This window comes from Roseateles sp. GW821-FHT09G03 (genome assembly GCF_059416045.1).
On the sequence record NZ_JBWKOK010000003.1, the window covers coordinates 694,204 to 713,509 of the forward strand.

16 protein-coding genes are annotated in these 19,306 nt (G+C 68.7%); 15 read left to right on the forward strand and 1 reads right to left on the reverse strand.

The genetic code is table 11. The annotated features are described in order from the left end of the window. Positions 1 to 47: 47 nt before the first annotated feature. The gene (locus AC07OZ_RS15310) at positions 48 to 734 is read right to left on the reverse strand and encodes a TetR/AcrR family transcriptional regulator (protein ID WP_495467943.1); all 687 of its coding nucleotides are present in this window, start codon (positions 732 to 734) and stop codon (positions 48 to 50) included. 213 nt (positions 735 to 947) lie between these two features. Here AC07OZ_RS15310 and AC07OZ_RS15315 point away from each other — a divergent pair, with 213 nt between their 5' ends. The 15 genes from AC07OZ_RS15315 (at position 948) to ftsA (ending at position 19,240) form a co-directional block, all read left to right on the forward strand. Beyond that, entirely contained in the window at positions 948 to 2,072 is a 1,125-nt protein-coding gene (locus AC07OZ_RS15315; RefSeq protein WP_495467990.1) for an MBL fold metallo-hydrolase, read from the forward strand. Positions 2,073 to 2,456: 384 nt separating this feature from the next. Then, positions 2,457 to 2,885 carry a division/cell wall cluster transcriptional repressor MraZ gene (gene mraZ / locus AC07OZ_RS15320; RefSeq protein ID WP_495467944.1) on the forward strand — a complete coding sequence of 143 codons (429 nt, stop codon included), beginning with the start codon at positions 2,457 to 2,459 and terminating at the stop codon, positions 2,883 to 2,885. Between the two features lie 5 nt (positions 2,886 to 2,890). Continuing rightward, positions 2,891 to 3,907, forward strand: a complete 1,017-nt coding sequence (rsmH, locus tag AC07OZ_RS15325) for a 16S rRNA (cytosine(1402)-N(4))-methyltransferase RsmH (RefSeq protein ID WP_495467945.1) — start codon at positions 2,891 to 2,893, stop codon at positions 3,905 to 3,907. After that, on the forward strand, positions 3,904 to 4,254 hold the full coding sequence (gene ftsL, locus AC07OZ_RS15330; RefSeq protein WP_495467946.1) for a cell division protein FtsL: 351 nt from the start codon (positions 3,904 to 3,906) through the stop codon (positions 4,252 to 4,254). Before rsmH ends, ftsL begins: the two co-directional genes overlap by 4 nt. Then, complete coding sequence (locus tag AC07OZ_RS15335; protein ID WP_495467947.1) at positions 4,251 to 6,083, forward strand: peptidoglycan D,D-transpeptidase FtsI family protein; 1,833 nt, start codon at positions 4,251 to 4,253, stop codon at positions 6,081 to 6,083. Before ftsL ends, AC07OZ_RS15335 begins: the two co-directional genes overlap by 4 nt. A 13-nt stretch (positions 6,084 to 6,096) precedes the next feature. Then, complete coding sequence (locus tag AC07OZ_RS15340; RefSeq protein ID WP_495467948.1) at positions 6,097 to 7,608, forward strand: UDP-N-acetylmuramoyl-L-alanyl-D-glutamate--2,6-diaminopimelate ligase; 1,512 nt, start codon at positions 6,097 to 6,099, stop codon at positions 7,606 to 7,608. 68 nt (positions 7,609 to 7,676) lie between these two features. After that, complete coding sequence (locus AC07OZ_RS15345; RefSeq protein WP_495467991.1) at positions 7,677 to 9,113, forward strand: UDP-N-acetylmuramoyl-tripeptide--D-alanyl-D-alanine ligase; 1,437 nt, start codon at positions 7,677 to 7,679, stop codon at positions 9,111 to 9,113. Beyond that, positions 9,103 to 10,281 (forward strand): phospho-N-acetylmuramoyl-pentapeptide-transferase, encoded by a 1,179-nt coding sequence (mraY, locus tag AC07OZ_RS15350; protein ID WP_495467949.1) that lies wholly within the window; start codon positions 9,103 to 9,105, stop codon positions 10,279 to 10,281. Before AC07OZ_RS15345 ends, mraY begins: the two co-directional genes overlap by 11 nt. Positions 10,282 to 10,298: 17 nt before the next feature. Continuing rightward, positions 10,299 to 12,269: a UDP-N-acetylmuramoyl-L-alanine--D-glutamate ligase gene (murD, locus tag AC07OZ_RS15355; protein WP_495467950.1), complete on the forward strand. Its 1,971-nt coding sequence runs from the start codon at positions 10,299 to 10,301 to the stop codon at positions 12,267 to 12,269. Next, on the forward strand, positions 12,266 to 13,549 hold the full coding sequence (ftsW, locus tag AC07OZ_RS15360) for a putative lipid II flippase FtsW (RefSeq protein WP_495467951.1): 1,284 nt from the start codon (positions 12,266 to 12,268) through the stop codon (positions 13,547 to 13,549). The genes murD and ftsW overlap by 4 nt, the downstream gene beginning before the upstream one ends. Then, positions 13,546 to 14,655: an undecaprenyldiphospho-muramoylpentapeptide beta-N-acetylglucosaminyltransferase gene (gene murG / locus AC07OZ_RS15365; protein WP_495467952.1), complete on the forward strand. Its 1,110-nt coding sequence runs from the start codon at positions 13,546 to 13,548 to the stop codon at positions 14,653 to 14,655. Before ftsW ends, murG begins: the two co-directional genes overlap by 4 nt. Continuing rightward, positions 14,652 to 16,088 (forward strand): UDP-N-acetylmuramate--L-alanine ligase, encoded by a 1,437-nt coding sequence (gene murC / locus AC07OZ_RS15370; protein ID WP_495467953.1) that lies wholly within the window; start codon positions 14,652 to 14,654, stop codon positions 16,086 to 16,088. Before murG ends, murC begins: the two co-directional genes overlap by 4 nt. Further along, a complete protein-coding gene (locus AC07OZ_RS15375; RefSeq protein WP_495467954.1) occupies positions 16,085 to 17,110 on the forward strand; it encodes a D-alanine--D-alanine ligase in 1,026 nt (341 codons plus the stop codon). Before murC ends, AC07OZ_RS15375 begins: the two co-directional genes overlap by 4 nt. A gap of 55 nt (positions 17,111 to 17,165) precedes the next feature. Next, positions 17,166 to 18,002 (forward strand): cell division protein FtsQ/DivIB, encoded by an 837-nt coding sequence (locus AC07OZ_RS15380; protein WP_495467955.1) that lies wholly within the window; start codon positions 17,166 to 17,168, stop codon positions 18,000 to 18,002. Between the two features lie 8 nt (positions 18,003 to 18,010). Continuing rightward, complete coding sequence (ftsA, locus tag AC07OZ_RS15385) at positions 18,011 to 19,240, forward strand: cell division protein FtsA (protein ID WP_067276931.1); 1,230 nt, start codon at positions 18,011 to 18,013, stop codon at positions 19,238 to 19,240. Positions 19,241 to 19,306: the final 66 nt, after the last annotated feature.

The following is a 19,306-nucleotide window of genomic DNA, read 5'->3' on the forward strand; positions in this document are numbered from 1 at the left end:
GGTGAGGGCCAGCGGCCTTTGCAGGACGGCGATGCCCGGCGCGCTGCTCAGCGCGCCGGATCGACCGCGTGGAAGCGCAGGAACATGTCGGTCGCCGAGTCGGCCACCTGCCGCTGCTGCGTCTTGTCCAGCGGCGGCTGCCCCATCGTGATCTGCGGCCAGAAGGCGAAGCCCTTCACCAGCGCCTGCAGCTGAGCCGCCGCGAACGCCGGATCACCGTCCTTGAGCCGCCCATCGGCCATCGCCGCGCGGATCCACACCGTGAGCGCCTCTTCGCGGCCGCCGAGCCGGCACAGCATCTCCCGCGCCCGCTGCGGCGCGTGGATCGCCTCCGCGATCAGCACCCGCGCCAGGTCGAGGAACTGCGGGTCGTCGCTCATCGCCAGCTTCTGCTCGACCAGCGACATCAGCTGCTCGCGCAACGGGCGATCGGCGCGGTAGGTCAGCTTCAGCTTCGCCTCGGTCGCGACCCACAGCCGCTCCAGGATTGCGTCGAACAGCGCGTCCTTGCCGCTGAAGTGGTTGTAGACGGTCCGCTTGGAGACCTGCGCGCGGCCCGCGATGCGGTCCATGTTCGCGACCTCGAAGCCATGCTCGCGGAACTCCGCAATCGCGGCGTCGACGATCGCCTGGCGCTTGCGGTCGGTAAGGCGTACGCGCTCGGCTTCGCCGAGTGCGGCGAGTTCCTCGGGAGCGAGCGGCGCTGGCAGGGTGCGGGCGGCGTCGGAAGTCATGGAGGCAATCTTACACCGGGGAGTTTACTTTTCAGATCCAAGCGTCTAGACTGCCGAAAAACTACACTGTGTAGTGCAAGTTTTCAAATGCGCCCTCAGCCTTCCCGCCACCCCGTCGTCCGCACCGCGCGGCTGCCGCTCTCGCGCACCGTGCTGAGCAGCCTTGCCGCCGTCCTGATTGTTGGAGCCCTTGCCATGACCGCTTCCCGCGTGATGTCCTCGCCCGCCGTGGTGCCCTCGAATGGGGTCTCGGCCCCCGCGCCGGAGGGCACCCAGCCCGCCATCGAGCAGTCGCCTCAATGGGCGAAGGGCCAGTTCCACAATCCGGCCGTGGAGCCCGAGCAGGGCTTCTGGAAGACGATGGGCATCATGTGGGACTTCATGTTCCACAAGCCTGCCGGCACGGCGCCGGACGCGCCCATCGAGGTGCAGGCGCTGACCAAGGCCCAGTTGCTGGCCGCGCCGGACCGGACGCTGTTCCGCCTCGGCCACTCGACGGTGCTGCTGAAGCTGCGCGGCCGCTTCTGGCTGACGGATCCGGTGTTCTCGGAGCGCGCGTCGCCGTTCTCGTTTATGGGCCCGAAGCGTTTCCATGCGCCGCCGATCGCGCTCGACGAGTTGCCGGAGATCGAGGCGGTGATCCTGTCGCACGACCATTACGACCACCTGGACCACGACACCGTGCTGGCGCTGGCGCCCAAGGTGCGCCACTTCGTGACGCCGCTGGGCGTGGGGCAGCGCCTCATCGACTGGGGTGTCCCCGCGGCCAAGGTGCAGCAGTTCGACTGGTGGCAGGGCACGTCGATCGCAGGCGTGCAACTGACCGCGACGCCGGCGCAGCATTTCTCGGGCCGCAGCCTGAGCGACCGCAACTCGACGCTGTGGGCCTCGTGGGTGCTGATCGACGACGACCTGCGCGTCTTCTTCAGCGGCGACACCGGCTACTTCGACGGCTTCAAGACGATCGGCGAACGCTTCGGCCCCTTCGACCTGACCCTGATGGAGACCGGCGCCTACGACCCGCGCTGGCCCTACGTCCACATGCAGCCGGAGCAGACCATGCAGGCGCACGTCGACCTGAAGGGCAAGCGCCTGCTGCCCATTCACAACGGTACCTTCGACCTGGCGATGCACCGTTGGCAGGACCCGTTCGAGCGCATCAGCGCGCTGGCGCGGCTGCGCAACGTGGAGCTGGTGACGCCGGTGATCGGTTCGCCGCTGGCGATCGAACAGCCGGGGCCGACGCCGCAGTGGTGGCAAGGGGCTGCCGCCGCGTCACCCGTCTCCGCCAGTCCTGGACAACCGGCCTCGGCGTCGGCTTCCGCCGCAGCGCCCTGAGCTTCGCCTCACCGTCCCGAACCTCCCTCAAAAGCCCGGCCTCGCCGGGCTTTTTGCATTGATCCCACTTTTCCTCCACTTTCGGACGATTTCACGCCCATCCAGGCGGGTTGGCGGCGCGGCGGGCTCCCGCATCGGTGTGTCCCTCCCGGTGCCGCTGTCCCGGTTTCGGGTGGGTACGACACCCGGTTTGAGTTGATCCATCACTTGCACAGCAGTTCTTAAGTCCTTCATTTTGAACGACTTTTATTTCACGCACTGGCTTGAAAATGGGAGCTAAGTAATTGATTTGATTGGGAAAAACGCCAAATTACCTTGACCGGGGCGCGACCCGCCATTAAAGTGGGAGAAAGTGCAATTCGGTGGGGCAAAGTGGCGAATGTCGTGTTTCAGGGGGCGAGTGCCTTGGCGTTGGACGCCAAGGGGCGCTTGACCGTCCCTGCCCGGCACCGCGATGTCCTGCAGGCGCTGTGCGGTGGCCAGCTCACGCTGACCAAGCACCCCGAAGGCTGCCTGATGGTCTTCCCCCGTCCCGCCTGGGAACAGTTCCGCGACAAGGTCGCCGCGCTGCCCATGTCCGCCGCCGGATGGAAGCGCGTGTTCCTCGGCAACGCCCAGGACGTCGAGATCGATTCCGCCGCCCGCGTGCTGATCGCGCCCGAGCTGCGCACCGCCGCCGGCCTGCAGAAGGACACGATGCTGCTCGGCATGGGCAGCCACTTCGAACTCTGGGACGCCCAAGCCTACGCCGCCCACGAGGCCGCCGTCATGCAGTCCGAGATGCCGGCCGTGCTCCAGGACTTCAGCTTCTGACCGTCATGAGCGAGCAGTCCCCGTCCTCCGCCGCCCCCGCCTTCAGCCACACGACCGTGCTGCTGCACGAGACGGTGGACGGCGCCTTCACGATCCCCGACGGCATCTATGTCGACGGCACCTTCGGGCGCGGCGGCCACTCGCGCCTGCTGCTGTCGCGGCTGGGGGAGAAGGGGCGGTTGATTGCCATCGACCGCGACCCGGAGGCGGTCGCGGCCGCGACGTCCGGACAGACGCGGGTCGACGACCCGCGTTTCCACATCTGCCACAGCGCTTTCGCCGACATGGCCGCGCAGCTCGATGCGCTGGGCGTCGACCAGGTCGACGGCATCCTGCTGGACCTGGGCGTCTCCAGCCCGCAGATCGACAACCCGGAGCGGGGTTTCAGCTTCCGCTTCGACGGCCCCCTCGACATGCGCATGGACACGACGCGGGGCGAAAGCGCCGCGGACTTCATCGCCCGCGCCGACGTGGACCAACTCGCACAGGTGATCCGCGACTATGGCGAAGAACGGTTTGCTCTCCCGATTGCAAAGGCGCTTGTGGCTCGCCGGGAAGGCGGGCGCCCTGTCCGCACAACCGCCGAGCTTTCCCAGGTCGTGGCTGGTGCAGTCAAAACCCGCGAGCCGGGCAAGGATCCTTCGACGCGCACATTTCAGGCTCTACGGATATTCGTCAACGCCGAGCTTGAAGAGCTGCAGCAGGGGCTGAACGCCGCCTTGTCCAAGCTCAAGCCGGGCGGCCGGCTGGCGGTGATCAGCTTCCATTCGCTGGAAGACCGCATCGTCAAGACCTTCATCGCCGAGCACAGCAAGGAAGTGTTCGACCGCCGCGCCCCGTTCGCCGAACCCAAGCCGCAGCCGCTGCGCGCCATCGCGCGCATCAAGCCGAGCGAGGCCGAGGTCGCGGCCAATCCGCGCGCGCGCTCGTCGATTCTGCGCGTGGCCGAACGCACCGACGCGCCGCTCCCGCCACCGGTCGCCGAAGACACCGGCAAGCGCAAGAAGGGAGGCCGTCGATGATCGGCCGCCTGAACCTACTGCTGATCGTGGCCGTGATGGTGTCCGGCTTCTACATGGTGCGCAGCGCCTATGAGTCGCGCCGCCTGTTCACCGAACTCGACCGCGCGCAGACCGAGGGCCGCCGGCTCGATGCCGACTACCAGAAGCTGCTGGCGGACCGTCAGGCGCAGGCGACCAACCTGCGCGTCGAGCAGGTCGCGCGCGAGCGGCTGAAGATGCGTCCGATCACGCCGGCCATCACCTTCAATCCCGAGGCCCCCGCGCTCGAGGCCAGCGGCGTGCGCGGCCGAGCGCCGGCCAATGGGCAGACCACTGGGCAGGCGCCGGCGCAAGGAGCGGCGCGATGATCGGCAAGCTCCGCAAGAAGCTGGGCAACAGCGCCCGGAACGCCTCGCGCAACGTGTCCAGAAGCACCGCGCGGAACGGCTCCACCCGTGGCGTCAGCTATTCGAGCAGTCCGCTGCTGGCGTCGAAGACGCCGCCGTGGCGTTCGCGTTTCCTGGTCGCGCTGGTGGGGCTCGCCTTCACCGGCCTGCTGGCGCGCGCGGCCTACATCCAGCTGATCGGCGAAGACTTCTTCCAGCGCCAGGGCGAGGCCCGCTACGCCCACAAGATGGAGCTGCCCGCCAGCCGCGGCAAGATCAGCGACCGCAGCGGCCAGGTGCTGGCCGCCAGCGTGGCGGTGCCGTCGATCTGGGCCTTCCCGAAGGAAGTCGACACCGACCCCGACAAGCGCCGCCAGCTCGCGAAGCTGCTCGACATGTCGCGCGCGGAACTCGACAAGCGCCTCGATCCGGCCAACCGCTTCGTGTTCCTGCGCCGTCAGGCCGACGACGAGACCGCCCGCAAGATCAAGGAACTCGGCTTGAAGGGCGTGTTCCAGGACCGCGAGTACAAGCGTCAGTACCCCGAGGGCGAGGCCGCCGCGCACATCGTCGGCTTCACCAACATCGAGGAGCAGGGCCAGGAAGGCATCGAGCTCGCGTTCCAGAAGGACCTGCAGGGCCGCGACGGGTCGCGCTCGGTCGTGCGTGACCGGCTGGGCCGCGTCGTCGAGGACATCGGCGAGCGCGTGCCCGAGACCAACGGCAAGGACATCGAGCTGTCGATCGACGCGAAGGTGCAGTTCTTCGCCTACCAGCGCGTGCGCGACGCGGTGGCGGAGAACAAGGCCAAGGCGGGTTCGGTCGTCGTGCTGGACGCGCGCACCGGCGAGATCCTGGCGCTGGCGAACTTCCCCAGCTACGACCCCGGCCACCGGCAGAACCTGTCCGGCGAGCAGCTGCGCAACCGCGCGCTGACCGACGTCTTCGAACCCGGTTCGACGATGAAGCCGTTCACGACGGCGCTGGCGCTGGAGACCGGCCGGGTGCGTCCCGACACGCTGCTGAGCACCGGTCCGCGCAGCGTGGTCATCTCCGGCTGGTCGCCGACCGATGCGCACCCGCACGGCGACCTGACCGTGACGCAGGTGATCCAGAAGTCCAGCAACATCGGCGCCGCGCGCATGGCGCTGATGATGCAGCCGCGCGAGATGCACGAGATGTTCACCGCGATCGGCCTGGGCCAGCGGCCGCAGATCGACTTCCCCGGCGCGGTGACCGGCAAGCTGCGTCCGTGGAAGAGCTGGCGTCCGATCGAGCAGGCGACGATGAGCTACGGCTACGGCCTGTCCGCGTCGCTGCTGCAGCTGGCGCGCGCCTACACGGTCTTCGCGCGCGAGGGCGACATCATCCCGATCACGATGACCAAGCACGCGGCCGACCAGCCGGTGAACGGCATCAAGGTCTTCAGCCCCAAGGTCGCCGCGGACGTCCGCGGCATGCTGCAGATGGCGGCCGGCCCGGGCGGCACGGCGCCGCAGGCGATGGTTCCGGGCTACAGCGTCGGCGGCAAGTCCGGCACGGCGCACAAGCAGGAAGGCAAGGGCTACGCGAGCCACAAATACCGCTCGTGGTTCGTGGGCATCGCACCGATTTCCAAGCCGCGCATCATCGTGGCGGTGATGGTCGACGAGCCGAAGAACGGCCAGTACTTCGGCGGTGCCGTTGCCGGTCCGGTGTTCAGCCAGGTCGTGGCGCAGACGCTCAGATTGCTGGGCGAGCCGCCGGACCTCGACGTGAAGCCGCAGATCGTGGCGCAGCAACGGCTGCAAGCCGTCGACGAGAGTTTCTGAGCGGGCGCTAACCATGTTGATGCATCTGAAATCCCCCGAAGCCGCCGCCCGCTGGCTGCAGGAATGGACCCCGAGCGGCCAGCTGCGCACGGACAGCCGCGCCGTGGGCGCCGGCGACGCGTTCATCGCGTGGCCGGGTTATGCCAAGGACGCGCGGCAGTTCGTCGCGGGCGCGCTGGCGGCCGGCGCGGCGACCGCGCTGGTCGAGCATGCCGGTGCGGCCGAGTACGGCTTCACCGACGCGCGCATCGCGTCGCTGCCGGACCTCAAGGTCAACTGCGGCCGCATCGCGTCGGCGTTCTACGGCGAACCGAGCAAGCGTCTGAACGTGCTCGCCGTCACCGGCACGAACGGCAAGACTTCCAGCGCCTGGTGGATCGCGCAGGCGCTGACGCTGCTGGGATCGCGCTGCGGCGTGATCGGCACGCTGGGTGTCGGCCAGCCGCCGGTGCCCGGTGCGACGACGAACGCGACGATCGAAGCCACCGGCCTGACGACACCCGATCCTGTCCGTCTGCAGGAAGCCTTCAAGCGCATGGCCGATGAGGGCTACGGCGCGTGCGCGATCGAGGCGTCGTCGATCGGCATCGAGGAACACCGGCTGGCCGGCACGACCCTCCAGGTCGCGCTGTTCACCAACTTCACGCAGGACCACCTGGACTATCACGGCGGCATGGACGCCTACTGGGTGGCCAAGCGCAAGCTGTTCGACTGGGACGGCCTGAAGGCCGCGGTGCTGAACCTCGATGACCCCAAGGGTGTCGAACTCGCCGCCGAGCTGAGCGCCGCCGGCAAGCTCGACGTGTGGACCTACGGCCTCAACCGCGCCGATGCGCGCCTGAGCGCGGTCGACCTGCGCCATGACGCGAGCGGCCTGGCGTTCACGCTGCGCGAGGGCGCCGCGTCGGTGCCGGTGCAGACCGGCCTGATCGGCGACTACAACGTGTCCAACCTGCTGGGCGTGATCGCCGGGCTGCGGGCGCTGGGCCACGGCCTCGAGGACATCGCGCGCGTCGCCGCGCTGGTGACGCCGGTGCCCGGCCGCATGCAGCGCGTCGGCAGCGGCCGTGAGTTGCCGCAGCTGGTGGTCGACTACGCCCACACGCCCGATGCACTGGACAAGGCGCTGAGCGCGCTGCAACCGCTGGCCGCCGCGCGCGGTGGCGAGTTGCGCGTCGTGTTCGGCTGCGGCGGCGATCGCGACCCGACCAAGCGTCCCTTGATGGGCGCCATCGCGGCGCGGCTCGCGGCCCATGTCGTGCTGACCAGCGACAACCCGCGCACCGAGGACCCGCTGAAGATCCTCGCCGACATCGAGGCCGGCCTGCCGGCCGGTGTCGCGCGCGAGGTCATCGCGGATCGCGCCGAGGCGATCTCTCGCGCTGTCGATCAAGCGGGCGCACGCGATGTCGTGCTGGTCGCCGGCAAGGGCCACGAGGACTACCAGGAGATCCACGGCGAGCGCCGCGCGTTCTCCGATGTGCAGGCGGCGCGCGCCGCGCTGATCGAAAGGGCGGGGCTGTGAGCGACGCCACCCCGATCAACGCCGGCTCCGCCACTTCTGCGGCATCGAGCGCATCGAGCGCGCCGATGATGACGCTCGGCCGCGCATTCGAACTGCTGGCGCCACTGTTGCCGGCGGCGACGCTGGTCGGCGAGCCGTCCACGCCGCTGCTGCGCGTGCACACCGACACGCGCTCGCTGCGCACGGGCGACCTGTTTGTCGCGCTGCGTGGCGATCGTTTCGACGCGAACGATTTCCTCGCGCAGGCGAAGGACTCCGGCGCCGCCGCGGCCATCGCCGAGCGCGGCCTGGCCGACGCCGGCCTGCCGGGCCTGCTGGTGCCTGACGCGAAGGCCGCGCTGGGCCTGCTCTCGCAAGCCTGGCGCGAACAGCATCACCTGCCGGTGATCGCCGTCACCGGCAGCAACGGCAAGACCACGGTCACGCAGATGATCGCGTCCATCCTGCGCGCCTGGCTGGGCGACGCGGCGATGCTCGCGACCGAAGGCAACTTCAACAACGAGATCGGCGTGCCGCTGACGCTGCTGCGCCTGCGCCAGAACGAGGCCGTCTGGCATCGCGCGGCGGTGGTCGAGCTCGGCATGAACCACCCCGGCGAGATCGCCCCGCTGGCCGCGATGACGCAGCCGACGGTGGCGCTGGTCAACAACGCGCAGCGCGAGCACCAGGAGTTCATGCACACCGTCGAGGCGGTCGCGCGTGAGAACGGTGCCGTGATCGACGCGCTCGGCACGGCAGGCGTCGCGGTGTTCCCCGCCGAGGACCCGTGCGCGCCGGTGTGGCAGTCGCAGGCCGTGGGCCGCGCGACGCTGACCTTCGCGCTCCAAGGCCAGGCCGATGTGATGGGCCGCGCGCAGTGGGTCGCGCCGACCGACGCGACCGTGGCCGCCGGCAGCGCCGGGCATTGGGCGATCGAGATCCTCACGCCCGCCGGGTCCGTCCCTGTCGCCCTGGCGATGGCCGGCCAGCACAACGTGCGCAACGCGCTGGCCGCCGCGGCCTGCACGCTGGCCGCGGGCGCTCCGCTCGCGGCGATCCGCGACGGGCTGCAGTCGTTCAAGGCCGTGAAGGGCCGCTCGGCGCTGCAGACGGCCGTCTGGCAAGGGCGCCGCATCACGCTGATCGACGACAGCTACAACGCCAACCCCGACAGCGTCCGCGCCGCCATCGACGTGCTGGCCGAACTGCCGGGCGCGTCCTGGCTGATCCTCGGCGACATGGGCGAAGTGGGCGAGCAGGGCCCGGCCTTCCACCAGGAAGTCGGCGCACATGCCGCCGACCAGGGCCTGGCCGCGCTGTGGACGGCCGGCGCCGCCGCGCGCGACGCCGCGACCGCCTACGGCGCGGGTGCCCGCGCGTTCGACACCGTCGCCGAATTGATCGCCGCGCTCAAGGACGCGCCGCAAGTGCAGAACATCCTCGTCAAGGGTTCGCGCTTCATGAAGATGGAACAGATCGTGGCCGCCTTGCAGTCCGGCGGCCCAGGAGACCCCCATGCTGCTTAGTCTGGCCCAATGGCTGCAGGCCAATTACTCTGAACTCGGGTTCCTCCGCGTCTTCAACTACATCACCTTCCGCGCGGTGATGGCGGCGCTGACGGCGCTGCTGATCGGCCTGGCCTTCGGCCCCTGGGTGATCCGCCGTCTGACCGAACTCAAGATCGGCCAGCCGATCCGCGAGTACGGCGTGCAGCAGCATCTGGCCAAGAGCGGCACGCCGACGATGGGCGGCGTGCTGGTGCTGATCGGCATCGGCATCTCGACGCTGCTGTGGTTCGACTGGTCCAACCGCTTCGTCTGGGTGGTGATGCTGGTGACCATGGGCTTCGGCCTGGTCGGCTGGGTCGACGACTACCGCAAGGTCGTCAACAAGGACCCGGAGGGCATGCGCAGCCGCGAGAAGTTCATGTGGCAGTCGATCATCGGCTTGATCGCCGCGATCTACCTCGCCTTCAGCGTGTCGGAGACCAGCTTCCTCGGCGTCGTGCAGCTGTTCTTCCGCTGGGTCACGAGCGGCTTCTCGACCGAGCTGCCGCCCAAGGCCGACCTGATGCTGCCGTTCTTCAAGTCGATCAGCTATCCGCTGGGCGTCTTCGGCTTCATCGGCCTCTCCTACCTCGTCATCGTCGGCACCAGCAACGCGGTGAACTTCACCGACGGCCTGGACGGCCTGGCGATCATGCCTGTGGTGATGGTGGGTTCGGCGCTGGGCGTCTTCGCCTACGTGACGGGCTCGTCGGTGTACAGCCGCTACCTGCTGTTCCCCTACATCCCGGGCGCGGGGGAGCTGCTGATCTTCTGCGCCGCGCTCGCGGGCGCGGGGCTCGCGTTCCTGTGGTTCAACGCGCATCCGGCGCAGGTGTTCATGGGCGACGTGGGCGCGTTGGCGCTGGGCGGCGGCCTGGGCACGCTGGCCGTGATCACGCGCCAGGAGATCGTGCTCGGCATCATGGGTGGCGTGTTCGTCGCCGAGGTGCTGTCGGTGATGTTGCAGGTGACCTGGTTCAAGTACACGAAAAAGAAGTACGGCGAGGGCCGGCGCATCTTCAAGATGGCGCCGCTGCACCACCACTTCGAGAAGTCGGGCTGGAAGGAGACGCAGGTCGTCATCCGGTTCTGGATCATCACGATGCTGCTGTGCTTGGTCGGCCTGGCCAGCCTGAAGCTGCGCTGAGCGGGAACGGAACGACGATGTCCTCCCTCCACTTCCCGGCGCTCTTCCAGGACCGGCACGCGTTCGTGCTGGGCCTGGGCGACTCCGGGCTCGCGATGGCGGCCTGGGCCGCGCGCCTGGGCGCGCGCGTCACCGTCTGGGACAGCCGCGAGCAGCCGCCGCAGCTGGCCGCGCTGCGCGAGCGCCTGCCGGACGCCGCGTTCGAGCATGGCGAGTTCTCGCCGGCACTGCTGGCGACGATCGACCACAGCTGGGTGCTGCTGAAGAGCCCCGGCCTGTCGCCGCTGGACGCACGGCTGAAGCCGCTGTTCGAGCGCGCCGAGGAGATCGGCCTGCGCGTGCGCGGCGAGCTGGAACTGTTCGCGCAGGCGCTGGCGGAGCTCAAGACGCTGTACCGCTACGAACCCGGCGTGCTCGCGATCACCGGCACCAACGGCAAGACGACGACCACCAGCATGACCGCGCTGCTGGTCGAGCGCGCCGGCCGCCGCGTCGCGATGGCGGGCAACATCGGCCCGACGCTGCTCGGCACCTTGAGCGATGCGCTCGACAAGGAGCCGATGCCTCAGCCGAAGGAGGACGAGCTCGCCGCCGAGGCCGATGCGGCCGACGCTGCGGATGAAGCCGTCGTCGACCTGGCCGTGGAATCTGTGGTGTCGACGGAGCCCGGCGAGACGGTCGCGATCGAAGACGTCGGCGACGTGCCCGAAGTGCCGAATGCCGACGTGCTGCTGGAGTCCTTCGACACGAACGAGATCGAGTCGAGCGACGCCGCCGATTCGACAGCGCCGGTCGATGCCATCGAGTCCGCTCAGCCGGTTGAGCCGGTTGAGCCGGTGGCGCAGTCCGCTGCTGCGCCAGCATCGACCGACGACCGCACTGCGCTCGAAACCGTCGCCGAGCTGCTCGACGAGCAGCCGCTGCCGATCAAGCCGCCGCCGCCCAAGCCCGCCGAGTTTGAGGTGCTGCCGCAGGTCTGGGTGCTGGAGCTGTCGAGCTTCCAGCTCGACGGCGTGAAGGGCTTCGAGCCGAGCGCCGGCGCGGTGCTCAACATCACGCAGGATCACCTCGACTGGCACGGTGACATGCCGGCCTATGCGCGCGCCAAGGGCCGCATCTTCGGCGAGCACGGCGTGCTCGTGATCAATCGCGACGATCCCGAAGTCGAGGCACTCGTGCCCGCGCCCATCACCGTCAAGCAAGGCCGCGGCCGGCCGGCGAAGCTCGTCGAGCGCGACGTCGTCCGCTTCGGCCTGGATGCGCCGCGCCGTCCCGGCGACTTCGGCCTGCTGGTCGAGAACGGCATGGCGTGGCTGGTCCGCGCCCGTGAACAGGAAGAAGAGCTGAAGGGCCTGAAGCGCCGCAAGGACGAGGAGGAAGACCTCATCATCCAGCGCCTGATGCCCGCTGACGCGCTGCGCGTGCGCGGCCGCCACAACGCCGCGAATGCGCTGGCGGCGCTGGCGCTCGCCACGTCCATCGACTGCCCGCTGGCGCCGATGCTGCACGGCCTGCGCGAATACCGTGGCGAGCCGCACCGCGTCGAGTTCGTCACGTCAATCAAGGGTGTCGACTTCTACGACGACTCCAAGGGCACCAACGTCGGCGCGACCGTCGCCGCCGTGATGGGCCTCGGCGCCGACCGCGCGCCGGCCAAGCTCGTGATGATCCTGGGCGGCGACGGCAAGGGACAGGACTTCTCCCCGCTCGCCACACCGATCGCGTTGCATGCGCGCGCGGTGGCGCTGATCGGCCGCGACGCGCCGCAGATCGAAGCCGTGCTGCAGGACTGCGGCGTCGTGATGCATCGCCACGACTCGCTCGAAGCCGCCACGCACTGGTCGCTCGCGCAGGCGCAGTCGGGCGACAGCGTGCTGCTGAGCCCGGCCTGCGCCAGCCTGGACATGTTCCGCAACTACGCCCATCGCGCCGAGGTGTTCATCGCCACCGTGCGCGAGTTGGCCGAAGACGAGGGCCTCATCGGATGAGCGGCGCCTCCTTCTTCGAAACCCTGAGCGAGCGCGTGCGCGCGCTGGCCTCCCGTCGTCCGACAGCGGCGGGCGCTGGCGGCGCGGGCAGCGTCGACGTGCCGGTGCGCGACTGGGTCTCCACGTCCGCCGGCCAGCCGACGCGCCTGCTCGGCTTCGACCTGACGCTGATCTGGGTCGTGCTGTCGCTGCTCGCGCTGGGCCTGCTGATGGTCTATTCGGCGTCGATCGCGTTGCCGGACAACCCCAAGTTCGCCAAGTACCAGCCGATGCACTTCTTCGTGCGCCAGAGCCTGTTCATCGCGATCGGCCTGCTGTCCGGCTGGATCACCGTGATGGTGCCGGTGAGCTTCTGGGAGCGTCATGCGCCCAAGCTCTTCGTCGTCGCGCTGGCGCTGCTGATGATCGTGCTGATCCCGCACGTCGGCAAAGGCGTGAACGGCGCGCGCCGCTGGCTGCCGCTGGGCGTCATGAACTTCCAGCCCTCCGAGCTGGCCAAGCTGGCCATCGCGATGTACGCGGCCAACTACATGGTCCGCAAGATGGAGGTGAAGGAGAACTTCGTCCGCGCCGTGTGGCCAATGGCCGCCGCGCTGGCCTTCACCGGCATGCTGCTGCTGGCCGAGCCGGACATGGGCGCCTTCATGGTCATCGCGGCCATCGCGATGGGCATCCTGTTCCTGGGCGGCGTCAACGGCCGCATGTTCTTCCTCAGCGTGGCGGTGCTGATCGGCGCCTTCGTGCTGATGATCACCTTCAGCGATTTCCGCCGCGAACGGATCTTCGCCTACCTGAACCCGTGGGACGAGAAGTACGCGCAGGGCAAGGCCTACCAGCTGACGCACTCGCTGATCGCCTTCGGACGGGGCGAGTTCTTCGGCCAGGGCCTGGGCTCCAGCCTCGAGAAGCTGCATTACCTGCCCGAGGCCCACACCGACTTCCTGCTCGCCGTCATCGGCGAGGAACTGGGCTTCATCGGCGTGGCCATCGTGATCTTCGCGTTCTTCTGGCTGTCGCGCCGGCTCTTCCACATCGGCCGCCAGGCCGTCGCGCTGGACCGCGTCTTCGCCGGTCTCTACGCGCAGGGCATCGGCATCTGGATGGGCGGCCAGGCCTTCATCAACATGGGCGTGAACCTCGGCGCGCTGCCGACCAAGGGCCTGACGCTGCCGCTGATGAGCTACGGCGGCTCGGCCACCGTCCTCAACTGCGTGGCACTGGCGATCTGCTTGCGAATCGACATCGAGAACAGACAACTGATGCGGGGAGGGCGGGCATGAGCACGCGCCACCTCGTCGTGATGGCCGCCGGTACGGGCGGCCACGTGATTCCCGGTCTTGCCGTCGCCGCCGAGATGCAGCGCCGCGGTTGGACCGTGTCCTGGCTCGGCACCGAAGCCGGCATGGAGAACAAGCTCGTGCCGCCGTCGGGTCTGCCGATGGACCGCTTGTCCTTCGCCGGCCTGCGCGGCAAGGGCCTGAAGCATTCGCTGCTCGGCGTCGTCCGCCTGTTCAAGGCGCTCGGCCAGAGCGCGCACGTCTTCAGCGCGCGCAAGGCGGATGCGGTACTCGGCATGGGCGGCTACGTCTGCTTCCCCGGCGGCCTGATGGCCTGGGTGATGCGCCGTCCGCTGATGCTGGTGAACGCCGATGCGGCGTTGCTGCTGTCCAACAAGGCGCTCGCGCCGGTCGCGAAGAAGATCGCCTTCGGCTTCGACGGCCTGGCCGCCGCGCAGCAGAAGAAGAGCGTCGTCACCGGCAATCCGGTCCGCGTCGAGATCGAGGACCTGCCCGCGCCCGAACTGCGCTTCGCCGATCGCAACGGTCCGCTGAAGGTGCTGGTGGTCGGCGGCTCGCTGGGCGCGCGCGCGATCAACGACGTGCTGCCGCAGACGCTCGCGCTGTGGGACGAGCATCAGCGCCCGATGGTCACGCACCAGACGGGCGAGGCCAACTTCCCGCTCGTGCAGGCCGCGTACGCGAAGGTCGGCGTGCAGGCCGAGGTCGTGCCTTTCATCAACGACATGGCGCAGCGTCTGGCCGAGGCCGACGTGGTGATCTGCCGCGCCGGCGCGGTGACGGTGTCCGAGCTGTGTGCCGCCGGCGTCGCCAGCATCCTGGTGCCGTTGGTCGTGAGCACGACCTCGCACCAGCGCGACAACGCGCAGTACATGGCGCAGCATGCGGCGGGCACGCACCTGCCGCAGGGCGAGCTCAGCGCGCAGGCGCTGTTCGACCTGCTGCAGCAGCCGCGCGAGCACTGGCTGGCGATGGCGTCCAAGGCGCGCTCGCTGGCGCGTCCGCGCGCGGCGGGCCGTGTGGCCGATGAACTCGAGGCGCTCGTGAACGAACGCGACGCCAAGTCGGGCAACGGAGCGCGCGCATGAAGCACGCCCTCCAACGCATCCACTTCACCGGCATCGGCGGCGCCGGCATGAGCGGCATCGCTGAACTGCTGGTGGCCCAGGGGTATCGCGTCAGCGGCTCCGACCAGGGCGAGAGCGACACCACGCGCCGCCTGCGTTCGCTCGGCGTCGATGTGAAGATCGGCCACGCCGCCGAGCACGTCGGCACGGCGCAGGTGCTGGTCAAGTCCAGCGCGATCAAGGCCGACAACCCCGAGCTGATGGCCGCCCACCAGCATGGCATCCCCGTGCTGCTGCGCGCGCAGATGCTGGCCGAGCTGATGCGCCCGCGCATGGGCATTGCGGTCGCCGGCACGCACGGCAAGACGACGACCACCTCGCTGCTGACGACGGTGATGCAGCAGGCCGGACTCGATCCGAGTTATGCGATCGGCGGACAGCTGCTGGCCGCGGGCGCCAACGCGGCGCTGGGCGGCGGGCTGCACATGGTCGTCGAGGCGGACGAATCCGACGCTTCCTTCCTGCATCTGCTGCCGCAGCTGGCGATCGTCACCAACATCGACGCCGACCACATGGACACCTACGGGCACGACATGGCCCGTCTGCGTCAGGCCTTCGTCGACTTCCTGCACCGGATGCCCTTCTGGGGCGCGGCGGTGCTGTGCGGCGACGATGAGGGCGTGCGCAGCATCGTGCCGATGCTGTCGCGGCCCGTGATCCTGTACGGACTCGACGCAGGCAATGCCGTGCGCGCGACCGACGTCGCGGCCGAGGCTGGCGGCGGCATGCGCTTCGTCGCGCTGCGCCGCGATCGCCAGGGCCGCGAGCTGCCGCCGTTGAAGGTGCTGCTGCGCCTGAACGGCCAGCACAACGTGCTGAACGCGCTGTCGGTGATCGCGATGGCGATGGAGCTGGGCGTCGACGACGCCGCGCTGCTGCAGGGCCTCGCGAATTTCGGCGGCGTGGGCCGGCGCTTCCAGTCGTATGGCGAGTTGCCGGTGGCACGCGCCGACGGCTCGACGGCCGAAGGCACCGCGCTGCTCATCGACGACTACGGCCACCACCCGGTCGAGATGCAGGCCGTGCTCAAAGCCGCGCGCGGCGCCTATCCCGGCCGCCGTCTGGTGCTGGCCTTCCAGCCGCACCGCTACACGCGCACCCGCGACTGCTTCGAGGAATTCGCCGACGTCCTCGCGCAGGCCGACGGCGTGCTGCTGACCGAGATTTATGCCGCCAGCGAGTCCCCGCTGCCCGGCATCAGCGGCGAAAGCCTGGCGCGCGCGGTGACCGACCGCGGCACCGCGGCCGGCTTCGTCGGCGACTGGCAGGGACTGCCGCAGGCGATCGCCCACCAGGCGCGCGCCGGCGATGTGGTGATCGTGATGGGGGCCGGCTCGATCGCCGCCGTTCCCGCGCGCACCGTTGAACTCATGACGAAGGGAGGCCGCGCATGACCACGGACCTCGACAACGCTTCCGCGTCCCCGGCGCCTTCCGCGCTGTATCAACACCTCGCCATCGACCGCATCGATGCGAAGTCGCTCGGCAAGGTCGCCGTGCTCTTCGGCGGCGACTCGGCCGAACGCGAGGTCTCGCTGATGTCGGGCAGTGGCGTGCTGGCCGCGCTGCAGTCGGAAGGCGTCGACGCGCACGCCTTCGACCCGGGTCAGCGCAACCTGCTCGAACTCAAGTCCGAAGGTTTCCAACGCGCCTTCATTGCGCTGCACGGTCGCCACGGCGAAGACGGCACGGTGCAGGGCGCGCTCGAATTGATGGGCATCCCGTACACCGGCTCCGGCGTGATGGCCTCGGCCATCGCGATGGACAAGATCACCACCAAGCGGGTCTGGCTGGCCGACAAGCTGTCGACGCCGCGCTGGGTCAGCCTCAAGCGCGGCGAGCTGCAGCGCGAGCGCGTCCGCGCGGTGCCCGATGAACTCGGCCTGCCGATCTTCGTCAAGCCGCCGCACGAGGGATCCTCGATCGGCGCGAGCAAGGTGATGGGCTATTCGGACATGCAGGCGGCGGTCGAACTCGCCGCGAAGTACGACGCCGAAGTGTTGTGCGAGGAATTCGTCGACGGTGCCGAGCTGACCTGCCCGGTGCTGGGCGAGGGCGCCGATGCGATCGCGCTGCCGGTCATCGAGATCCGCGCCGAGGGCGGCAACTACGACTACCAGAACAAGTACTTCACCGACACGACCCAATACCTGGTCGGCCAGTTGCCCGCCGACGAGCAGGACCGCGTGCAAGACCTGGTACTGGCGGCCTACCGCTCGCTGGGCGCGCGGGGCTGGGGGCGCGTCGACGTGATGCGCCGCAAGTCCGACGGCCAGCTGTTCCTGCTGGAGATCAACACCTCGCCGGGCATGACCTCCCACTCGCTGGTGCCGAAGGCGGCCGCCGCCGTCGGCATCTCCTACCCGAAGCTGTGCCTGTACCTCCTGTCGCAATCGCGGCTGGACAGCCAGGCCTGAGCCGGCCCTCAACGACCACGCAGACGCACGAGCGCACGAGACCCGAGCCACCGCCATGGGCGCCACCTTCACCCACACCGCCAGCCCGCTGCCGCCGGACATCCGCGTGATGAACGGCGTGGCGGGTCTGTTGCTGGCCGTCGTGGCGCTGGCCGCGGGCGTGGTGGGGGTGTACTGGCTGGCGCGGCAGCCGGCGTTCTCGATCAAATCGATCACGGTCGAAGGCGACGTGAGCCGCAACAGCGGCGCGTCGCTGCGCGCGAACGCGCTGCCGCGGCTGAGCGGCAACTTCCTGACGATGAACCTGCAGCAGGCGCGCGCCGCCTTCGAAGCGGTGCCCTGGGTGCGCCACGCCACGGTGCGGCGCGTCTGGCCGCTGCACCTGGTGGTCGCGCTCGAGGAACACCGCCCCGCCGCCTATTGGGAAACCAAGGCCGACAACGCCGACGCCGACAGCGAGGCGGTCGTCGATACCCGGCTGGTCAACAGTTTCGGCGAGGTCTTCGAGGCGAATCTCGGCGACGTCGAGGACGAGGACCTGCCCACGTTGGCCGGTCCGGCCAAATCCTCGGCCGCGATGCTGGCGATGTGGCGGCAACTCGATCCGCTGACCCACGGAAAACTGGATGAAGGTGTCGCCCGGCTGGATTTGTCCGGGCGGGGTTCCTGGAAAGCGACGCTGGAAAAGGGCGCGATCGTCGAACTCGGCCGGGGCAGCGAGGCGGAAGTCGTCGCCCGGTATGGCCAGTTCATCGCCAGCATTCCCCAGATCACCGCCCGCTACCGCACCGCGCTGGTATCGGCGGACCTCCGCCACGAATCCGGATATGCGGTCCGGCTGGCGGGCGTGACGACGGTTACCACTGCGCCCAAGGGCGCCAAGAAGAATTGAGGACAGGCATGGCCAAGGAATACAAGGATTTGGTCGTCGGGTTGGACATCGGCACCGCCAAGATCATGGCGGTCGTGGCCGAGGTGATGGGGGACGGCCAATTGCGGATCGCCGGTCTGGGCGTCGCGCCCAGCCACGGTCTGAAACGCGGGGTCGTGGTCAATATCGACGCTACCGTCCAGTCCATCCAGCAGGCCCTGAAAGAGGCCGAAATGATGGCCGACTGCCGGATCTCGAGGGTTTATACCGGGATTACCGGCAGCCATATCCGCGGCCAGAACTCGACCGGGATGGTGATCGTGCGGGACAAGGAAGTCACGCCGGTGGATGTCGCCCGGGTGGTGGAAACCGCCAAGGCCATCAATATCCCCAACGACCAGCGCCTGCTGCTGGTCGAACCCCAGGAATTCGTCATCGACGGTCACGAGGTGAAAGAGCCGATCGGCATGAGCGGCGGCCGGTTGGAGGTCAAGGTCCACATCGTGACCGGCGCCCAGAGCGCGGCGGAAAACATCGTCAAGTGCGTCCGCCGCTGTGGGCTGGAAGTCGAGCAACTCGTTCTGAATCCTAGCGCTTCCAGTTTGGCAGCACTAACTTCCGACGAGCGCGACCTGGGCGTGGCGCTGGTCGACATCGGCGCCGGCACGACCGATGTGGCGATTTTCACCGGCGGTTCGATCCGCCATACCGCGGTGATTCCGATCGCCGGCGACCTGATTACCAGCGATATCGCGATGGCGCTGCGCACCCCGACCAAGGATGCGGAGGAAATCAAGGTCGAGCACGGCGTGGCCAAGCAATTGCTGGCCGATCCGGCGGACCAGGTCGAAGTGCCGGGTTTGGGCGACCGGGCACCCCGCATGCTCTCCAAACAGGCTTTGGCCGGGGTCATCGAACCCCGGGTCGAGGAAATCTTCTCCCTCGTTCACCAGGTCATCCGGGAATCCGGCTATGAGGAACTGCTGTCCTCCGGAATCGTCCTGTCGGGCGGTTCGTCGGTGATGCCGGGGATGGTGGAACTGGCCGAGGATATTTTCCTGAAACCGGTACGCCGGGGAAATCCGACCTACAACGGCGCGTTGTTCGACATGGTGGCCAATCCCCGTTCGGCCACCGTGATGGGATTGTTGGAGGAAGCGCGCCTGTCGCGCACGCGGGGATTCAAGGCGGCGCAGCAGGCGGGGTCCGTGAAGACCTTGTTCGGCCGCGCCAAGGACTGGTTCCTGGGGAATTTCTAAGAAGCTGGCACTGACCGGCTCACGCTTTCTTTACGACGTTTGAGGGTTTTGCCCCCTAAAAAAGGG